The 18,695-nt window shown below is 72.4% G+C and carries 13 protein-coding genes; 10 read left to right on the forward strand and 3 right to left on the reverse strand.

Going from position 1 to position 18,695, the window contains the following annotated elements; translation table 11 throughout:
• The first annotated feature begins 5 nt into the window (after positions 1-5).
• The 5 genes from fdhF to KAK07_RS20955 all read left to right on the forward strand — a co-directional run bounded on the left by fdhF (position 6) and on the right by KAK07_RS20955 (position 11,374).
• On the forward strand, positions 6-2,825 hold the full coding sequence (gene fdhF / locus KAK07_RS20935) for a formate dehydrogenase subunit alpha (protein WP_210863049.1): 2,820 nt from the start codon (positions 6-8) through the stop codon (positions 2,823-2,825).
• A 4-nt stretch (positions 2,826-2,829) separates the two neighbouring features.
• Positions 2,830-3,477, forward strand: a complete 648-nt coding sequence (locus tag KAK07_RS20940; RefSeq protein ID WP_210863052.1) for an HAD hydrolase-like protein — start codon at positions 2,830-2,832, stop codon at positions 3,475-3,477.
• A gap of 2 nt (positions 3,478-3,479) precedes the next feature.
• Positions 3,480-4,232, forward strand: a complete 753-nt coding sequence (locus KAK07_RS20945) for an SDR family oxidoreductase (protein ID WP_210863054.1) — start codon at positions 3,480-3,482, stop codon at positions 4,230-4,232.
• A 177-nt stretch (positions 4,233-4,409) separates the two neighbouring features.
• Positions 4,410-10,145: a beta strand repeat-containing protein gene (locus tag KAK07_RS20950; RefSeq protein WP_210863056.1), complete on the forward strand. Its 5,736-nt coding sequence runs from the start codon at positions 4,410-4,412 to the stop codon at positions 10,143-10,145.
• Positions 10,146-10,183: 38 nt separating this feature from the next.
• Complete coding sequence (locus tag KAK07_RS20955) at positions 10,184-11,374, forward strand: outer membrane beta-barrel protein (RefSeq protein WP_210863058.1); 1,191 nt, start codon at positions 10,184-10,186, stop codon at positions 11,372-11,374.
• A 243-nt stretch (positions 11,375-11,617) separates the two neighbouring features.
• Here the strand turns inward: KAK07_RS20955 and KAK07_RS20960 are convergent, their stop codons facing one another.
• Positions 11,618-12,253 (reverse strand): response regulator, encoded by a 636-nt coding sequence (locus KAK07_RS20960; protein ID WP_210856770.1) that lies wholly within the window; start codon positions 12,251-12,253, stop codon positions 11,618-11,620.
• Entirely contained in the window at positions 12,250-13,638 is a 1,389-nt protein-coding gene (locus KAK07_RS20965; RefSeq protein WP_210863060.1) for an ATP-binding protein, read from the reverse strand. The genes KAK07_RS20960 and KAK07_RS20965 overlap by 4 nt, the downstream gene beginning before the upstream one ends.
• Positions 13,639-13,813: 175 nt before the next feature.
• Here KAK07_RS20965 and pqqA point away from each other — a divergent pair, with 175 nt between their 5' ends.
• The 5 genes from pqqA (at position 13,814) to pqqE (ending at position 17,033) form a co-directional block, all read left to right on the forward strand.
• The gene (gene pqqA, locus KAK07_RS25965) at positions 13,814-13,888 is read left to right on the forward strand and encodes a pyrroloquinoline quinone precursor peptide PqqA (protein ID WP_510587267.1); all 75 of its coding nucleotides are present in this window, start codon (positions 13,814-13,816) and stop codon (positions 13,886-13,888) included.
• A gap of 73 nt (positions 13,889-13,961) precedes the next feature.
• Entirely contained in the window at positions 13,962-14,876 is a 915-nt protein-coding gene (pqqB, locus tag KAK07_RS20975; protein ID WP_210863064.1) for a pyrroloquinoline quinone biosynthesis protein PqqB, read from the forward strand.
• Complete coding sequence (gene pqqC, locus KAK07_RS20980; protein WP_310738698.1) at positions 14,873-15,601, forward strand: pyrroloquinoline-quinone synthase PqqC; 729 nt, start codon at positions 14,873-14,875, stop codon at positions 15,599-15,601. Before pqqB ends, pqqC begins: the two co-directional genes overlap by 4 nt.
• On the forward strand, positions 15,601-15,867 hold the full coding sequence (gene pqqD, locus KAK07_RS20985) for a pyrroloquinoline quinone biosynthesis peptide chaperone PqqD (protein WP_210863066.1): 267 nt from the start codon (positions 15,601-15,603) through the stop codon (positions 15,865-15,867). Before pqqC ends, pqqD begins: the two co-directional genes overlap by 1 nt.
• Positions 15,864-17,033, forward strand: coding sequence for a pyrroloquinoline quinone biosynthesis protein PqqE (pqqE, locus tag KAK07_RS20990; protein WP_210863068.1), 1,170 nt, complete (start codon positions 15,864-15,866; stop codon positions 17,031-17,033). Before pqqD ends, pqqE begins: the two co-directional genes overlap by 4 nt.
• On the opposite strand, the gene KAK07_RS20995 is transcribed toward pqqE, so the two are convergent.
• On the reverse strand, positions 17,005-18,432 hold the full coding sequence (locus KAK07_RS20995; RefSeq protein WP_210863070.1) for a sensor histidine kinase: 1,428 nt from the start codon (positions 18,430-18,432) through the stop codon (positions 17,005-17,007). The two genes, pqqE and KAK07_RS20995, sit on opposite strands and share 29 nt — an antisense overlap.
• Positions 18,433-18,695 lie beyond the last annotated feature (263 nt).

Raw genomic sequence — 18,695 nt, forward strand, 5'->3', positions numbered from 1 at the left:
ACGCCATGACTGATCTGCCCAAGATGATCGCCTTCGTGCTGGACGGCCAGCCCGCCGAGGCCTTTGAAGGCGAGAGCATCCTGAAGGCCGCCGAGCGCCATGGCGTGAGCGTGCCGCGCCTGTGCTTCAGCGACGGCCTGCGCCCCGACGGCAACTGCCGCGCCTGCGTCGTCGAGGTCAAGGGCGAGCGCGCCTTGGCCGCCTCGTGCTGCCGCAGCGTGCAGCCTGGCATGGAGGTGAATGCCAGCGGCGAGCGCCCGCGCAAGAGCCAGCAGATGGTGCTGGAGCTGCTGCTGGCCGACCGCCCCGATCCCCGCGAGAGCGGCCGCCCGCTGGGCGAGCTGGCCGACTGGGCCGCTCGCCTGGGCGTGCAGCCGCGCGAGGCGCTGACCGCGCTGCGCGCCCCGGCGCCCGCCGCTGACCTGAGCCACCCGGCGATGGCGGTGAACCTGGACGCCTGCATCCAGTGCACCCGCTGCGTGCGCGCCTGCCGCGAGACGCAGAACAACGACGTCATCGGCGTGCTGCACCGCGGCGCCCACGCCCAGATCGCCTTCGACCTGGGCGACCCGATGGGCCTGAGCAGCTGCGTGGCCTGCGGCGAATGCGTGCAGGCCTGCCCCACCGGCGCGCTGTCGGCCAAGACCATGCCGCCGGGCCTGACGCCCGACCGCAGCGTCGACTCGGTCTGCCCCTTCTGCGGCGTGGGCTGCCTGCTGACCTGGCATGTCAAGGACGAGCAGATCGTTGGCGTCACCGGCCGCGACGGCCCGGCCAACGGCGGGCGGCTGTGCGTCAAGGGCCGTTTCGGCTACGACTACATCCACCATCCGCAGCGCCTGACCCGGCCACTGGTGCGTCGCGCCGGCGTGGCCAAGGACCCCAGCATCCCCTGGCGCCAGGACCAGTGGGCCGAGGTCTTCCGCGAGGCCAGCTGGGACGAGGCGCTGGCGCTGGCCGCCGGCGGCCTGAAGTCGCTGCGCGACCAGCACGGCCCGAAGGCGCTGGCCGGCTTCGGCTCGGCCAAGGGCAGCAATGAAGAGGCCTACCTGTTCCAGAAGCTGGTGCGGGTGGGCTTCGGCAGCAACAACGTCGACCACTGCACCCGGCTGTGCCATGCCTCCAGCGTGGCGGCGCTGCTGGAAGGCGTGGGCTCGGGCGCGGTCAGCAACCCGGTGCGCGATGTGGAGCTGGCCGAGCTGTTCATCGTCATCGGCTCCAACCCCACCGCCAACCACCCGGTGGCCGCCACCTGGATGAAGAACGCCGCGCGCCGCGGCGCCAAGATCGTGCTGGCCGACCCGCGCCGCACCGAGCTGGCCCGCGACGCCTGGCAGGTGCTGAACTTCCGCCCCGACACCGACGTGGCCCTGGTCAACGCCATGCTCTACGTGGTGGTCGAGGAGGACCTGATCGACCACGCCTTCGTCGCCCAGCGCGCCCACAACCTGCAGGCGGTGATCGACGGCGTCCAGGGCTTCAGCCCCGAGGCCATGGCGCCGATCTGCGGTATCCCGGCCCAGACCATCCGCGAGGTCACCCGCGCCTACGCGAAGAGCAAGGGCTCGATGATCCTGTGGGGCATGGGGGTGAGCCAGCACGTGCACGGCACCGACAACGTGCGCAGCCTGATCGCGTTGGCCACGCTGACCGGCCAGATCGGCCGGTCCGGCACCGGCCTGCACCCGCTGCGCGGCCAGAACAACGTGCAAGGGGCCAGCGACGCCGGCCTGATCCCGATGATGTTCCCCAACTACCAGCGGGTGAACAACGCCGAGGCCCATGCCTGGTTCGAGCGCTTCTGGGGCACGCCGCTGGACGCCACGCCGGGCTACACGGTGGTCGAGATCCTGCACAAGGCCAAGGCGCCCGACAGTGACCCGCACAAGATCCGCGGCATGTATGTGATGGGCGAAAACCCGGCGATGTCCGACCCCGACCTGAACCATGCGCGCGAAGGCCTGGCCTCGCTGCAGCACCTGGTGGTGCAGGACCTGTTCCTCACCGAGACCGCCTGGCTGGCCGACGTGGTGCTGCCCGCCAGCGCCTGGCCCGAGAAGTGGGGCACCGCCACCAACACCGACCGCATGGTGCAGATGGGCCGCCCCGCCGTGGCGCCGCCGGGTGATGCGCGGCGCGACCTGTGGATCCTGCAGCAGCTGGCGCGCGGCATGGGCCTGGACTGGCGCTACGAGGGCCCGGACGACGGTGTCGCCGCGGTCTTTGAAGAGATGCGCCAGGCCATGCACGGCGTGATCGCCGGCGTCAGCTGGGAGCGGTTGCTGCAGGCCGATTCGGTCACCTACCCCTGCATGAGCGAAGACGACCCCGGCCAGCCCATCGTCTTCACCGACGGCGTGCCCACCGACGACGGCAAGGTCCACCTGGTGCCCACCTCGCTGGTGCCGGGCAACGAGCCGCCGGATGCCGACTACCCCTTCGTGCTGATCACCGGCCGCCAGCTCGAGCACTGGCACACCGGCAGCATGACGCGGCGCAGCCGGGTGCTGGATGCGGTGGAGCCCCTGGCCACCGCCAGCCTGTGCGGCGCTGATCTGCAGCGCCTGGGCCTGCAGCCCGGCGATGCGCTGACGGTGGCCTCGCGCCGCGGCAGCGTCACGCTGCATGCGCGGCGCGACGACGGCACGCCCGAGGGCACGGTCTTCATCCCCTTCGCCTACGCCGAGGCGGCGGCCAACCTGCTGACCAACCCGGCGCTGGACCCCTTCGGCAAGATCCCGGAATTCAAGTACTGCGCGGTGCGGGTCAGCGCCGGCGGCGAGGTGCTGGCCACCGCAGGCTATGGCACCGGGGCGGTACAGTGAGCGCATGTCCCGGCCCTTTCTGCTGCTTGATCTGGATGGCACGCTGAGCGACCCGCAGCAGGGCATCGCCCGCTCGATCAACCACGCGCTGGCCTCGATCGGGCAGGCGACGCAGGACGAGGCGGCGCTGACGCGCTACATCGGCCCGCCGCTGTCCGAGTCCTTCCGTGAACTGGTGCCCGGCGCCGACGAGGCCACGGTGCAGGCGCTGCTGGCCGCCTACCGCGCGCGCTACGGCGCGGTCGGCTACGCCGAGAACACGATGTATGCCGGCGTGCCCGAGGCCCTGGCCGCGCTGGCCGGGGCGGGGGCCACGCTGGTGCTGTGCACCTCCAAGCGGGTGGACTTCGCCGAGCAGATCCTGCGCCTCTTTGGCCTGCGCGAGCACTTCGCCTGGCTCAGCGGCGGCCGCGACGGCCTGCACAAGTGGCAGCAGCTGGGCGAGCTGCGTGCCGCCGGGCGCGTGCCCGACCACGCGGTGATGATCGGCGACCGCGCGGTGGACCTGATCGCCGCGCACCGCAATGGCCTGGACAGCGGCGCAGTGCGCTGGGGCCATGGCAGCCAGGACGAGCTGGCGGCCGAGTCGCCCACCCACTGGTTCGACCAGCCGCAGGACTGGCTCCGACTGGTGGCAGACTCGGCGGCATGAACATGGCTGCCTCCCGCATTGCTCTCGTCACCGGCGCCGGCTCCGGCATTGGCCAGGCCTGCGCGCTGGCCCTGATGGCCGCCGGCTGGACCGTGGTCTTCAGCGGCCGCTCGGCCGACAAGCTGCAGGCCGCGATCAACACCTCACCCACGCCGGAGCGCGGTGTGGCGATCGTCGCCGATGTCACCGACGAGGCCTCGGTCGATGCGCTGTTCGCGCAGATCCAGCAGCGCTTCGGCCGCCTGGACCTGCTGTTCAACAACGCCGGCGTGTTCACCGCTGGCGTGCCGCTGGAAGACCTGCCGCTGGCCGCCTGGCGCGCCGCGGTGGACACCAACCTGACCGGCGCCTTCCTATGCACCCGCGCCGCCTTCCGGTTGATGAAGGCGCAGTCGCCGCGCGGCGGGCGCATCCTCAACAACGGCTCGATCTCGGCCCACGTGCCGCGGCCGAATTCGGCGGCCTACACCGCCACCAAGCACGCGATGACCGGGCTGACCAAGTCCTGCGCGCTGGACGGCCGGGCCTTCGACATCGCGGTGGGCCAGATCGACATCGGCAACGCCGCCACCGACATGACCACCGCCATGGCCGCCGGCATGCCGCAGGCCGACGGCAGCGTGCGCGCCGAGGCCCGCATGCACGTGCGCCATGTGGCTGACGCGGTGGTGCAGATGGCCGGCCTGCCGCTGGAGGCCAACGTGCTGTTCATGACGGTGATGGCCACCGGCATGCCCTTCGTCGGGCGGGGCTGAACACTTCGCCGCCGCCGTGGCGGCACGGATTCCGGTGGCGCCTGCGCACCCCTAGGTCAAGGGGCGCGCGAACGACTGAACCTTGATCCGAGGGAGGGTGCGCACGCCCGGCGGCTGGCAGCATCCTCAGATGCGGCGCGCCGGAAGGGATGGTGCGCTGCCCTCTGGAGGATTGCCATGAACCGACCCACCCCTGCCCGCCGCGCCCGCGGCATGACCCGTCCGCTGGCCATGGGGGCGGTGCTGGTGCCGCTGCTGCTCAGCACCGCGATCCAGCAGGCCTGGGCGACCACGGTCAACGACACCGGGACCGCCGGCACGACCGGTACGCCCGGCTCCTCACCAGGCGGCGCTGGCGGCAATGGCGGCACCGGCGGCAGTGCCAACGCGGCGGCCGGCCCCAATGGCGACAGCAGCAACGCGGCCAATGCCAATGGCGGCAACGGCGGCAGCGGCGGCAACGGCGGCGGCGGTACCGCGGTCATCCAGGGTGGCTCCGGTGGCAACGGCGGCGATGGCGGATCGGCCACGGCCAGCGCCACCACGGCGCCCGCCGCGGGTTCTGCCACCTCCACCGCGACCGCCAACGGCGGCAGTGGCGGCGCCGGCGGCAGCGGTGGCGGCAACGGTGGCGCCGGGCCCGGCCTGGGCGGCAGCGGTGGCAGCGGTGCCAGCGCCACGGCCACGGCCGTGGCCACCGGCGTCGGGGCCTCGGCCGGATCGGCCACCGCGTCGGCCGGCGGCGGCAATGGCGGCTCCGGCCGCGACAGCGGCCGTGTCGGCGGCAATGGCGCCACGGCCAGTGCGTCCGCCACCGCCAACTCCGGCAGCGGCACGGCCACGGCCACCGTCAACGTGTACGGCGGTCATGGCGGCACCGGCTTCACCACCGCCCAGGGTGGCAACGGCGCGGCGGTGTCGGTGACCGGCGCGGTCAGCGGCAACACCACCGGTACGCTGGCGCTGAACCAGAACGCCACCGGCGGCAGCGGCGGCTATTCCTACGAATCCAACGCGGGCGCCGCCGGCGCCGCCAGCAGCACGCTGATCTACACCAACAACACGCCGTCCACGATCAATGCCACGGTGCGGTCCAACGGCGGCACCGGCGGCGGCACCACCAGCGGCACCACCACCGCTGGCGCGCAGGCCACCACCAATGTCCGCATCACCGGCAGCGGCGCGCTCAATGTCAATGGCTACGCCAATGGCGGGGACGGCGGCGCTGGCGGCAGTGCCCACGGGGCGGCCGGTGCCCGCGGCACCAGCACCGCCCGCGCCACCACCGCCGGCGCGGCGACGGTGACCGTGGGCAGCTATGCCACCGGGGGCAACGGCGGCTCGGCCAGCGGGGCGGGCCGCATCGCGGGGTCCGGCGCGAATGGCGTGACCTCGGCCAACGGCCAGAGCGGCAGCGGCACGGTCACCGTGACGGCACGCGCCACGGCCGGCAGCGGCGGCACGGGCGGCACTGGCGCTGACGCGGGCGACGGGGCCAACCAGGTGGTCACCGACGCCGCCGTCGGCAAGACCACCGGCACGCTGAACCTGAACCAGGAGGCCTATGCCGGTCATGGCGGCACGGCGAGTGACGGCATCGCCGGCGACGGCGGCAACGCCACCTCGCGCCTGACGCGCAACGACACCTTCGCCAGCCAGCACACGGTCAACCTCTACAGCCGCGGCGGCAATGGTGGTGGGGCCACCACCGGCACCGCCGGCGCGTCGGGCACAGCGCTGAGCGAGGCCACGGTCACCGCGGTCGGCAACCTGACCCTGAACATCGATGCGTTGGGCGGCACCGGCGGCGCCGACGGCGCCGGCAGCGGCAGCGCCGGTGCCAAGGGCACGGCCAACGCCAGCGGCAGCACCGTGGCCAACAAGACGGCCACCGTCACCGCCACCGCCACCGGCGGCACCGGCGGTTCGGCCTCGGGCAGCGGGGCAGGCGGCAACGGCGGCCAGGCCGCGCTGACCAGCAGTGGCGCCTCCGGCAACGGCACGGTCATTGCCACGGGCACCGCCACCGGCGGCTCAGGCGGCACGGGTTACTCCGGGGCCGGCGGTGGCAATGGCGCGTCGATCAGCGTGGTCGACGCGGTGTCGGCCACCACCAATGGCATCGCGACGATCAACCAGACGGCCAATGGCGGCAGCGGCGGGTACTCCTACACCGCCACGGCCGGCAGCGGCGGCAATGCCACCAGCAATCTGCTGCGTGACGACACCACCGCCACCCGTCTGACGGTCACGCTGCGGGCGGACGCCGGCAACGGTGGCGGCACCACCAGCGGCACCGGCGGCGCCTCCGGCAATGCCAGCTCGGCGCTGGACCTCAGCGGCGTCGGCCAATTGCAGGCCAGCAGCTATGCCACCGGTGGCAGTGGCGGCGGCGGCTCCACGAACAATGGCCGCAATGGCGGCACGGCGGCCTCGACGGCCGTGGCCGATGCGGTGCTGTCCGCGCCGGTGTCGGTGCTGGCCCAGGCCAATGGCGGCACGGGCGGCACCAGCAGCGCCGGCACGGCGGGCGCCGGTGGTGGCGCCAGCGCGTCGGCGTCGGGCACCAGCGGCAGCGGCGCGGTCAACGTCACCAGCCGCAGCTACGGCGGCTCAGGCGGCGCGGCCTCGGACACCGGCACTGGCGGCGCGGGGGCGGCCGTCACGCTGACCGACAGCGTGGGCGGCGGCACTTCGGGCATCCTGACGATGGCGCAGCTGGCCCAGGGCGGCACGGGCGGCAACAGCGCCAGCGGCGTGGCCGGCAAGGGCGGCAATGCCAGCAGCAGCCTGACGCGCAATGACCTGCTGGCCTCGACCCTCAATGTCGACGTCACCGCCAACGGCGGGGCTGGCGGCACCTCGTCGCTGGGCAGCACGCTGGGCGGCGGCACGGCCACCACGCAGGCCACGATCGACGCGGTGAACACCCTCAACCTCGACGGCGCCGCCACCGGCGGCACCGGCGGTGCCGGGGGCACCGATGCCAGCGGCGCCAAGGGCGGCAATGCCAGCACCACGCTGGTGGGACGCAGCCTCGGCACCGCGGCGGTGCGCGTCACCGGCACCGCCACCGGCGGGCGTGGCGGCCAGGCCTCCGGGGCGGGCCGCACGGCCGGCGCAGGGGGCAGCGCCAGCACCAGCGTCGCCGGCCAGTCCGAGGACGGCACGCTGACGCTGACGGCCGCCACCAACGGCGGCGATGGGGGCACCGGCTATGTCGGCGCCAGCGGCGGTGCCGGCGCCAACGCGTCGGCGACCAACGCGGTCGGCGGCACCTCCACCGGCACGATCTACCTGACCCAGAACGTGGCGGGTGGCACTGGCGGCTATTCCTACACCGGCCAGGCCGGCAACGGTGGCAGCGCCACCAACAACCTGACGGTGTCGCTGGTCGATGCCGAGTACCTGAACATCTCGATGACCACCAACGGTGGCGCGGGCGGCAGCACCAGCAGTGGCCTGGCGGGCCAGGGTGACCAGGCCTCGTCCCAGTTGTCGGGCACGGCGCCGGGCCGCACCTTCCTGGTCGGCTACGCCAACGGCGGCGCCGGCGGATCGGTCGGCAGCGGCGTGGCCAGTGGCGGCAATGGCGCCTCGGCCTCGTCCCAGGTCAGCGCCAGCAGCTCGCTGGACTTCGACGCCCAGGCCCAGGCGCAGACAACCGGTGGCGCCGGCGGCACCGGCCGCGGCGTGGGCCAGGTCGGGGGCGCCGGGGCCTCGTCCACTGGCAGCGCCAACGCCAGCAGCGGCACCGGCACCGCCACCGTCATCGTGCGTGCCTACGGCGGCAGCGGCGGTGACGGCCTGAACGGCGCCAACGGCGGGCAGGGCGCGGCCATCTCGCTGGTCAATGCCGTGAGCGGGAGCACGCTGGGCGCGCTGTCGGCCACGCAGAATGCCTATGGCGGCGCCGGCGGCAGCACCGACAGCGGTGTCGCCGGCAACGGCGCCAATGCCAGCTCGCAGCTGACACTGAACACCGGGTCGGCGGCGTCGGCGTCGGTGGTCGCGGCGGCCAATGGCGGCGTCGGCGGACAGACCGCCGCAGGCACCAGCGGCACCGGCGGCCAGGCCAACAGTTCGGTCACGGCCAGCGGCAGCGGCACGCTGTCGGTGGGCTCGTACGCCACCGGCGCCACGGGCGGTGGCGGCACCTCCACCGCGTCGGGCAACAGTGGCGGCAGCGCGCAGGCCAGTGGCAGCGCCACCACCGTGCTGTCACGCGCCGCCACCGTGGATGTCCAGGCCCATGGCGGCAACGGCGGCTCGGCCGTGGGCGTCGGCCAGACCGGCGGCAACGGCGCCACCGCCAATGCCTCGGCCCAGGCCACCTCGAGCACCGGCGCGGTGTCGGTGACGGCGCTGGCCGACGCCGGTGCCGGCGGGACGGGCAGCACCGGCGCCAATGGCGGCCAGGGCGCCTCGGTCACGCTGGTCGGCGCGGTCAACGGGGTCACGCGCGGCGCGCTGAACCTGAGCCAGACGGCCTCGGCCGGCGCGGGCGGCTACTCGTACACCGCCCAGGGCGGCCAGGGCGGCAACGCGCAGTCCAACCTGATCCGCAACAACCTGCAGGGCCGCGCGATCACCGTGACCAACAACGCCAATGGCGGCGCGGGTGGCGGCACCAGCACCGGCACCGGTGGCAGCGGCGGCAATGCCGGCACCAACACCGGCATCACCACGGTCAACACCCTGGGCACGCTGACGCTGAACACCACCGCCACGGCCGGCAATGGCGTGGGCGCCGGCACCGGGGGCAGCGCCGATGCGCGCGGCAACGGCACCGCGGCCCGCACCGCCACGGTCAACGCCTATGCCAATGGCGGCACTGGCGCCAGCGCCGGCCAGGCCGACGCTTCGGCCACGGCCAACACCACCGCCGCGGCGGGTGCGTCCGCGGCCAATGCCCGCGCCACCTCGGTGGCGGGCACGGCCAACGCGACCGCGGTGACCACCGGCATCGATGCGGCCGACCTGTCGTCCTACGCCTGGGCCAATGGCGCGGCCGGCCTGGCCACGGCGCGCAGCACCGCCACCAGCGGCACCAGCAGCATCCAGACCAGTGCCGAGGCGGACGTCAAGGCCACCACCATCAGCCAGGCCTCATCGTCCTACAACCCGGCCACCGGCCTGAACTTCCCCAACCTGAACGGCGGCAGCAACGGCATGCAGGCCTTCTCGTTCGCCAATGGCGCGCCCAACGCCTCGTCGCTGAACACGCTGCTGGGTGCGCACCCCACCGTGGCGGCGGCGGTGGGTTCGGGCGTGGTGATCGGGCTGGGGTCGCTGGGCGCCAACTACACCGGCGGTACGGGCACCCGCACCTACACGGCCAGCGCGCTCTACAGCTTCAACCTGAACACCGCGGCCGACCTGACGCTGGGCCTGCTGGACATCAGCGCCTACAACGGCGGCTTCGACACGCTGAACTTCAAGGTCAAGCGGGGCGGCACCACCGTGCTGAACGCCAACTTCGCCACGCTGCCCGACGCCCAGGCCTACTTCACCGACAAGTCCAAGACGCTGACCGGCTTTGTCGCGGGCAACAACACGGTGCTGCTGACCTACACGCTGACCGCCAGCGCCAGCAAGGGCTCGGACATCAGCTACCTGCTGAGCCGGCCGAATGGCTCGGCGCTGTGGACACCGCCCGCCAGCGCCGCCGAACGCCAGGCCCAGCTGACCGAGAACTGGGCCGCGGCCTACCAGGCCATGGCGCAGTTGCGCGCGCAGGCGTCGGCGCCTGCGATCGCCAGCGGCCTGCAGCCCTCGATGAACGGCTCCACGCTGGCCGGCGGCTCGGCCCCCCGCACGCCGGCACCGGCCACCGCCGGCCAGGCCGCCACGCGCACGCCGGGCGACCTGCGCGGCGCCGACGTGCGCACGCGCGGCGCGATGCTGCCTTGAGGGGTCTGCCCTGGTGGCCCACACTGTGCGCCGGCTTGATGCTGGTGCACGGCGCGGGCGCTGCGTTGGCGGCTGACGAAGCGGCCACCGCTGAGTCCTCCGAAGAGGCCTTCGCGCCACCCGGCCTGCGCTGGAACGCGTGGACGCTGCAGCCGCAGCTGCTGGTGGCTGCCGGCCACAACGACAACCTGCGCCTGCAGTCGGCCGGCCAGCGCCGCTCGGCCTTCGTCGCGCTGTTCCCGACGCTGCAACTGCAGCGCCAGGATGGCGACAGCCGGCTGAACCTGGGCTGGCGCGCCGAGCGCACGACCTACCTGTCGAGCCGGCTGGACGACAGCACCAACACCGAGTTGTCGGCCGACGGCCTGCACCTGCTGGGGCCGCGCAGTGCCGTCGCCTGGCGTGCTGCGGGGCAGGAGTGGCATGACAGCGTTGGCCAGCCCGATCCGTCGCAGCCGGCCGCGCCGCCCGACCGCTACCTGGCCGCCGCCGCCGGCCTGGTCTGGCGCCACGACCTGGCGCTGGCCCAGGGCGCCTCGCCGCGGCTGGAGCTCGATGCCAGCGCGTCGCGCAAGCGCTACCGCACGCAGCGCGCGCTGACCATCCTGGCCGACGCCGACAGCGCCAGCCTGATCGGCCGCGTGCTGGTGCCGCTGGCCGAGCCCGAGCGCCGCGCCGGCGTGGAACTGCGGCGGTTGCGCCAGCGCTACCCCAACAGCTACCAGTCGCTGTCGCACACCGACGTGCGGCTGCTGGGCCTGCTGCAGTGGGAGCCCACGGCCGAGTGGAGCGGCCAGCTGCAGGCCGGGCCGCAGCAGCGCCGCTTCGACCGCCTGCGCCCCACCCAGGGCCTGCTGAGCTGGTCGGGCGAACTGCGCTGGCAGGCTACGCCGCTGCGCAGCCTGGTGCTGGGCGGCCAGCGCGAGGCCAGCGACGTGCCCGGCGACGGTGCCGATGCGGTGGTCGGCAGCCGCTGGCAGCTGGGCTGGAACGAACAGTGGGGCGCCACCCGCACCAGCCTGACGCTGGCCCAGGTGCGCAGCCACTACGTCAACGGCTTCCAGCCACGCGACGACCGCCTGCGTTCGGCCGACCTGGCGCTGCGCCACGACCTGGGCCGCCACTGGCAGGTCGGCCTGAACCTGGGCTGGCTGCAGCGGCGCTCCAGCATCAGCGGCTTCGACTTCACGCGCCAGCTGGGCTCGGTGGTGCTGAGCACCGGGTTGTGACCTGGGCCTGTGAGGAAACGCTGGGCCGCCTCAGGTGGCCTCAGGCCCATTGAGGCCTGATTCGCAGCGGCAGCTCCATGGGCGCCACCGCGGGCCGACAGGCCGGCTGCGGCCTGCAAGGCGCGAAGCCGCGCAGCGGCAAGCCTGGGGGCCCACCCGCGGGCCGCCGGGCCGTCCCAAGGCCCGCGGAGCCCCCTTGGGGGGTGGCGACGGCGCGCAGCGCCAAGCCTGGCGGCCCACATTTCAGGCCTCGATCACACCCCAGCGCAGCGCCAGCAGCGTCAGCTCGGCCTGGTTGCCGGCGTTCAGCTTCTGCTTGATGTTGTAGAGGTGGGTGCCCACGGTGCTGGGCGACAGGCTCAGCGCCTCGGCGATCTCGGCCACGCTCTTGCCGCGGGCCAGACGGGTGAAGACCTCGAACTCGCGCTCGGACAGCGCATCGAACGGGCTGGCCGAGCCGTCCAGTTGCGACAGCGCCAGCGCTTGCGCGGTCTGCGCATCCAGGTAGCGCTTGCCCTGGGCGACCGCGCGGATCGCCTCGGGCAGGGTTTCGGGGGCGCTGCGCTTGCTGACGAAGCCCTGGGCGCCGGCGTTCAGCGCACGGCGCGGGTAGGCGGTGTCCTCGTGGGCCGAAAGCACCAGCACGCGCGGCGCGTCGTCGCGCGCGCGCAGCCGACGCAGGGTTTCCAGACCGCCCAGGCCGGGCATGGTCAGGTCCATCACCACCACCTCGGGTTGCCACTGTGGCAGGCCCTTGAGCAGGGCCTCGCCGTCGGCGGCCTCGCCCACCACCTCGATGTCGCTGCCCGGCGCCTGCAACAGCATCCGGAAGCCCATGCGCACGACCGCATGGTCGTCGACCAGCACCACGCGGATCATGCGCCGGCCTCCGGCGCCCGCACGGGCAGCTCGACCTGCACGCAGGCACCGCCGCCGTCGGCATTGCGGGCTTCGAAGCGGCCGCCCAGGGCCTCGACGCGGCCGCGCAGGCCGCGCAGGCCGAAGCGCCCGGCGGGGCCCTCGGTGGCGGGCAGGCCGCGGCCGTTGTCGGTGATCGTCAGGTGCATTCGTTCTCCGTTGCGGCGCAGCGCCACCGCAATGCGCTGTGCGCCGCTGTGCTTGAGCGCATTGTTCACCGCTTCCTGCACCGTGCGGTAGGCGGCCAGGGCCGGTTCGGGGTCGACCGGGCCGTCGGCGCCGTCGATCTGCAGCGCGAACTCGGTGCCGGCGTGACGTGCGCGCAGCGAGGCCAGCAGGTCCTGCAGCGCATCGGGCAGACCCAGCGGCCCCAGCGTCAGCGGGGTCAGGCGGGGGATCAGGCCGTGCATCGCGTCGTACAGGCGCGCCGCTTCAGTGTCGATCAGCTGGGCGGCGTCGCGGCCCATCGTGTCATGCTCGGGCAGGCGGGTGGCCAGCGAGCGCGCCAGGGAGCGGATGCCGGTGACCGACTGGCCCAGCTCGTCGTGCAGCTCGGCGGCGATCTCGCGCCGCTCGGCCTCCAGCCGCTGCTCCACCCGGCGCGCCCAGTCGCGGCTGTCGGCCAGGCGCTGCTCGGCGGCATGCGCGGCGATGCGCTGCTGAACCGTGGTCTCGATCGCCTCGCCCAGGCGGTTCACGGCGTCGCCGATCAGCGCCGCCTCGCGGCCGGGCAGGGCCGGCAGGCGCGCGGCGTAGTCGCCCTGCTGCAGGCGCTGCAGGCCGGCAACGATCTGGCCGAACGGCTTGAGCGCCCGGTGCACCGCCCCCACCACGGCCGCCAGCACCGCGGCCAGCGCCAGCGCGGTGGCACCGGCCAGCTGCCACAGGTCGTCCCAGCCGTCGAGGATGGCGCGCGAGGGGTTGGACTCGATCGTCAGCGTGGCGCCCGGCATGCGGATCTGCTGGCGCTGCAGCGGTGGCGTGACCAGGTCGGTGAACCAGTCCGGCGCGCTGCGGCCTTCCTTGTAGCTGGACGGCGGCGAGTGGTAGAGCTCGCGCCCGTCGGTGTCGACCAGCGTGATCTCGTTGGCGCGCACGCGGCCCAGCCGGTCCAGGAACTCCAGCATCGCCGGCGGACCGCCACGCGCGAAGATCCAGCTCACCCGCTCCAGCAACTGCGCCGCCACCCGGTTGGAGCCGGTGATCTCCTCGCGCACGCTGGCGCGGGTGGCATCGATGCGCAGCCACAGCAGGGCGCCGATGAACAGCAGCATCATCGCCAGCACGATCACGTAGAGCTGCAGCCGCAGGCTGGGGCCGGTGGCGGGGCGGGGCAGGGCGTCCATGGACCGATTGTCGTTGGCGCCCAGGGGCGCGCCCGCCGAATTCGGGTGAACCCGCAGGCCGGTTCATGAAAATCATGAGCCCCGTTTCATGGGCGGGCCGATGACCTACGGCGGCCTCGGGACCACACTTCGTCATCGGTGCCATCCCGGCACTGCACTGACCAAGGAGACCTTCATGACCTGGGAAACCCCGAGCGCCTGCGACTTCCGTTTCGGCTTCGAAATCACGATGTACATCGCGGCCCGCTGATCGGCTGCATCCTCGCCCCGGGGCCGTGCATGCACGGCCCCGTCTGTTTCTCCCTCCCTTCTCGCGTGTCTTGATGAAGCTCATCGTGCTGGGCGCTGCCGCCGGTGGCGGTTTCCCGCAGTGGAACTGCAACTGCACCCAGTGCGCTGGCGTGCGGGCCGGGCGGCCCGGGCTGCGTCGCCGCACACAGAGCTCGGTGATCGTGGGTGACGGCGCCGACTGGGTACTGGTCAATGCCAGCCCGGACATCCTGCAGCAGATCCAGGCCACGCCGGCGCTGCAGCCGGCGCGCCAGCTGCGCGACACCGGCATCCGCGGCGTGCTGCTGGTCGACGGCCAGATCGACCACACCACGGGCCTGTTCATGCTGCGCGAGCGCGGCAGCCCGCTGCCGCTGTGGTGCACCGACCCGGTCCATGACGACCTGAGCCAGGGCAATCCGATCCTGCGCGTGCTGGGCCACTTCTGCGGCGTGGATCGCCACACCGTGACGCCCGACGGCGCGCCCTTCGAGGTGCCCGGCGTGGCCGGTCTGCGCGTGCGCGCCCTGCCGCTGTGGAGCAAGCCCGCGCCCTTCTCGCCGCACCGCGAACACAATGTGGTGGGCGACAACGTCGGCTACCTGTTCGAAAACACCGCCAATGGCCGCACGCTGTTCTACGCGCCCGGCCTGGCCGAGATCGACCCCACGGTGTGGGAGGTGATGAACACCGCCAACGTGGTGATGGTCGACGGCACCTTCTGGACCGACGACGAGATGATCCGCCTGGGCATCTCGTCCAAGCGCGGCAGCGAGATCGGCCACCTGCCGCAGTCGGGCGCCGGCGGCATGCTGGAGTGGCTCTCGAAGCTGCCCGCCAGCACCCGCAAGCTGCTCATCCACATCAACAACACCAACCCCATCCTCGACGAACACTCGCCCGAGCGCGCTGCCTGCACCGCCGCGGGCGTCGAGGTCAGCCATGACGGACTGGAGATCGACCTGTGACAGCCATCCTCTCTGACAGCGGCAGCGCCTGGTCGCGCACCGAGTTCGAAGCCCGCCTGCGCGAGCAAGGCAAGGCCTACCATATCCACCACCCGTTCAACGTGATGCTCAACACCGGCAAGGCCACGCCGGAGCAGATCCGCGGCTGGGTGGCCAACCGCTTCAGCTACCAGATCGCCATTCCGGTGAAGGACGCGGCGGTGATGTCCAACTGCCCGGACCGCGAGGTCCGCCGCGGCTGGATCCAGCGCATCCTGGACCACGATGGCTACGAGCTCGGTGGTGTCAAGGACGAAGGCGGCATCGAGGCCTGGATCCGTCTGGGCATCGCCTGCGGCCTGACGCGCGAGGAAATCACCGACGGCCGCCACATCATTCCGGCGGTTCAGTTCGCGGTCGACGCCTACATCAACTTCGCCCGCCAGCGGCCGTGGCAGGAGTCGGTCTGCTCCTCGCTGACCGAGCTGTTCGCGCCCGAGATCCACAAGCAGCGCCTGGCCACCTGGCCCGAGCACTACCCCTGGATCGAGTCCACCGGCCTGCAATACTTCCGCAACCGCGTCACCCAGGCGCGGCGCGACGTGGAACAAGGCCTGGAGGTCACGCTGAGCTACTTCAATACCAAGCCGCTGCAACTGCGTGCGCTGGACATCCTGAAGTTCAAGCTCGATGTGCTGTGGGCGATGAACGATGCGATGGCGACACGCTACGGTGTCAATACCTGATGGACGATTCGGTCACCCCGCGCCTGGGCCACGGCTTTCGCCTTCAATGGGAAGAGGCCCAGGGCTGCCATGTGCTGCTCTACCCCGAGGGCATGGTCAAGCTCAACCGCAGCGCCGGCGAGATCATGAGCCGCTGTGACGGCGCCACCGACCTGGCCGGCATCGTCAGCAGCCTGGAAGCCGCGTTCAGCGCCACGGGGCTGCGGCCGGATGTCGAGAAGTTCCTGGAGATCGCCAGCGGCAACCGCTGGGTGACGCTGGCATGAATGCGCTGTCGGGCCTGAAGAGCGCCGTGGTCGGCCCGCCCTTGTGGTTGCTGGCCGAGGTGACGTACCGCTGCCCGCTGCACTGCGTGTTCTGCTACAACCCGACGGATTACGCGCGCGTTGAGGACGAGCTGTCCACCGACGAGTGGCTGCGCGTGCTGCGCGAGGCACGCGCGCTGGGCGCGGTGCAGTGCGGCTTCTCGGGTGGCGAGCCGCTGCTGCGCGAGGACCTGGAAGAGATGGTCGCCGAAGCCCACCGCCTGGGCTTCTACACCAACCTGCTGACCAGCGGCGTGGGCCTGACCGAAGAGCGCTGTGCGGCGCTGAAGGCCGCCGGCCTGGACCACATCCAGCTGTCCTTCCAGGACTCCAGCCGCGAGGTCAACGACTTCCTCTCCAGCACCAAGACCTTCGCGCTGAAGCAGCGTGTGGGCGAGATGCTCAAGGCCCAGGGCTGGCCGATGGTGATGAACGTGGTGATCCACCGCCTGAACATCGACCACGTTGACCGCATCATCGCGATGGCCCACGAACTGGGCGCCGAGTACCTGGAGCTGGCCAACAGCCAGTACTACTCCTGGGCGCTGGAGAACCGCGGCCACCTGATGCCCAGCCGCGAACAGCTGCAGCGCGCCGAGGCCATCACCGACGAGTGGCGCCAGAAACTCGACGGGAAGATGAAGCTGTTCTTCGTCTCGCCCGACTACCACGAGGCGCGGCCCAAGAAGTGCATGAACGGCTGGGGCAACGTGTTCCTGACCATCACCCCCGACGGCGCTGCGCTGCCCTGCCACACCGCGCGCATGCTGCCGGGCCTGAGCTTTCCCACGGTGCGCGAGCGCGACCTGAAGTCGATCTGGTACGACAGCGAGGGCTTCAACGCCTACCGCGGCACCGGCTGGATGAAGGAGCCCTGCGCCAGCTGCGACCAGAAGGAGCAGGACCTGGGTGGCTGCCGCTGCCAGGCCTACATGCTGGCCAAGGATGCCGCCGCCGCCGATCCGGTCTGCGCCAAGAGCCCGCAGCACGGCGTGGTGCAGGCGGCGGTGGCCGCGGCCGATGCCGGACGGCTGCCCGAGCAGCCGCTGATCTTCCGCGGCCGGGCCGAATCGCTGCGCCTGTCGGGCGCCGACGCGGCTACGGCGAGTCCGACGTCGGCAGCGTGAAGTAGAAGCAGGCGCCCTCGCCGGGGCGGCCCTCGGCCCAGACCTGGCCGCCGTGGCGCTCCACCGCGCGGCGCACGATGCTCAGGCCCACGCCATGGCCATCGAAGCCGCGGCCATGCAGGCGACGGAAGGGCTGGAACAGCTCGCGCGCGCGATCGGGGTCGAAGCCCACGCCGTTGTCGCGCACGAAGACCGTCAGCTGCGAGTCGTGGGCTTCGGCGCCGATCTCCACCCGCGGTTCGGCCTGGCCGCCGCTGAACTTGCAGGCATTGCCCAGCAGGTTGACCAGCACCGGGCGCAGCAGGTCGGCATCGGCCTGCACGGTGGGCAGGTCGTGCAGGTTGAAGACCGGCAGACGCTGCCCGGCCGACTGGCGCTGGATGTCGGCGATCGCCTCGCGCGCCAGCGACTCCAGCGACACGCTGCGCCGCGCCAGTCGCGCATCGCCCACCCGCGCCAGCTCCAGCAGCGAGGCCACCAGCGCGCGCGAGGTCTGGGCCTGGCTGCCGATCGCGCCCAGCAGCGTGCGTGCGGCCGCGGTGTCGCCGCGCTGCAGCGCCTCGTCGGCCAGGCGCGCCGCGCCCTCGATGCCGCCCAGCGGCCCGCGCAGGTCGTGCGAGACGCTGCGGTTGAAGCTCTCCAGCCCGGCCACCATGTCGCGCAGGTCGGCGGTGCGCTGCTGCACGCTGCGCTCCAGCGAGGCGTTGAGCGTCTCCATCGCCACCTCGGCGCTGCGGCGGCGCTCGACCTCGCGCTGCAGCGCCTGGGTGCGCCGCCGCAGCGTGACGATCAGCACCGTCAGGAAGGACACCGCCAGCGGCGCCATCACCAGGTAGCGCAGCGCGAAGGACACCGCGCCGCTGAAATGCACCAGCAGGGCCAGTGCGGGAATCGCCGCCACCGACAGCGCCACCCAGCCGTGGCCGGCGCCCGGCTCGCGCTGGCGCTGGCGCCAGGCCAGGCCGGCCACGCCAATGAACACGGCGGTCAGCACCACATTGCCGGTGCTGCGGGGCAGCGGAATGCCGGCCATCAGGGGCAGGCTGACCAGCAGCGGCGGCACCAGCAGGACCGGTACCAGCGGGCTGCGCCAGCCGCCGCGCAGGCCCAGCACCTTGGACATGCCGGCGGTCCAGAAGCCGATCGCCACCATCATCAGCACCGGCAGCCACAGCATCGGCTGGATCATCGGCCCCTGGGGCTTGTTCAGGTGCGTGGCATCCAGCGCATAGAACAGCGAAATGGCCAGCGCCGCCACGCCCAGCTGCCACAGCCCGGGCTCGCGGTCGCGCCGCCACAGGTGCAGGCAGGTGCCGCCCATGGCCAGCAGCAGCACGGCGCCCACGCCGCTGCTCACGGACCAGGCTTCGACGGGCAGACTCGCCAGGAAATCGATCATGCAGCGCAGGCGTTGGACTCGGGCGTGATTGTGACCCGACTTGCCGAAGTGCGCATGCCGGTTGTGCTCATGCAACGGCCTGCCGGTTGCCGGTGGGGCGGTTGACGCACGTCGAGGAACCGACAAACCACACAGCACCCTGCACACGCCCTTCGCACGCCCGGGATCCTGGATTTCCTTTTCAAATCAATCATTTGGCTGCGTTCGACAGGACTGGCACGCCAGTTGCGGTAAGGCCATCGTCGCGGGCCGTGGGCCCGAGG

This window comes from Ideonella alba (genome assembly GCF_018069875.1).
GTDB classification, from domain to species: Bacteria; Pseudomonadota; Gammaproteobacteria; order Burkholderiales; family Burkholderiaceae_C; genus Ideonella; species Ideonella alba.

Coding starts and splice junctions, on each gene's coding strand:
- KAK07_RS20940 (WP_210863052.1), top strand. CDS start 2,830: ATGTCCCGGCCCTTTCTGCTGCTTGATCTGGATGGCACGCTGAGCGAC.
- pqqD (WP_210863066.1), top strand. CDS start 15,601: ATGGACGATTCGGTCACCCCGCGCCTGGGCCACGGCTTTCGCCTTCAA.
- pqqE (WP_210863068.1), top strand. CDS start 15,864: ATGAATGCGCTGTCGGGCCTGAAGAGCGCCGTGGTCGGCCCGCCCTTG.
- KAK07_RS20960 (WP_210856770.1), bottom strand. CDS start 12,253: ATGATCCGCGTGGTGCTGGTCGACGACCATGCGGTCGTGCGCATGGGC.
- KAK07_RS20945 (WP_210863054.1), top strand. CDS start 3,480: ATGGCTGCCTCCCGCATTGCTCTCGTCACCGGCGCCGGCTCCGGCATT.
- KAK07_RS20965 (WP_210863060.1), bottom strand. CDS start 13,638: ATGGACGCCCTGCCCCGCCCCGCCACCGGCCCCAGCCTGCGGCTGCAG.
- KAK07_RS20955 (WP_210863058.1), top strand. CDS start 10,184: ATGCTGGTGCACGGCGCGGGCGCTGCGTTGGCGGCTGACGAAGCGGCC.
- KAK07_RS20995 (WP_210863070.1), bottom strand. CDS start 18,432: ATGATCGATTTCCTGGCGAGTCTGCCCGTCGAAGCCTGGTCCGTGAGC.
- KAK07_RS20950 (WP_210863056.1), top strand. CDS start 4,410: ATGAACCGACCCACCCCTGCCCGCCGCGCCCGCGGCATGACCCGTCCG.
- pqqB (WP_210863064.1), top strand. CDS start 13,962: ATGAAGCTCATCGTGCTGGGCGCTGCCGCCGGTGGCGGTTTCCCGCAG.
- fdhF (WP_210863049.1), top strand. CDS start 6: ATGACTGATCTGCCCAAGATGATCGCCTTCGTGCTGGACGGCCAGCCC.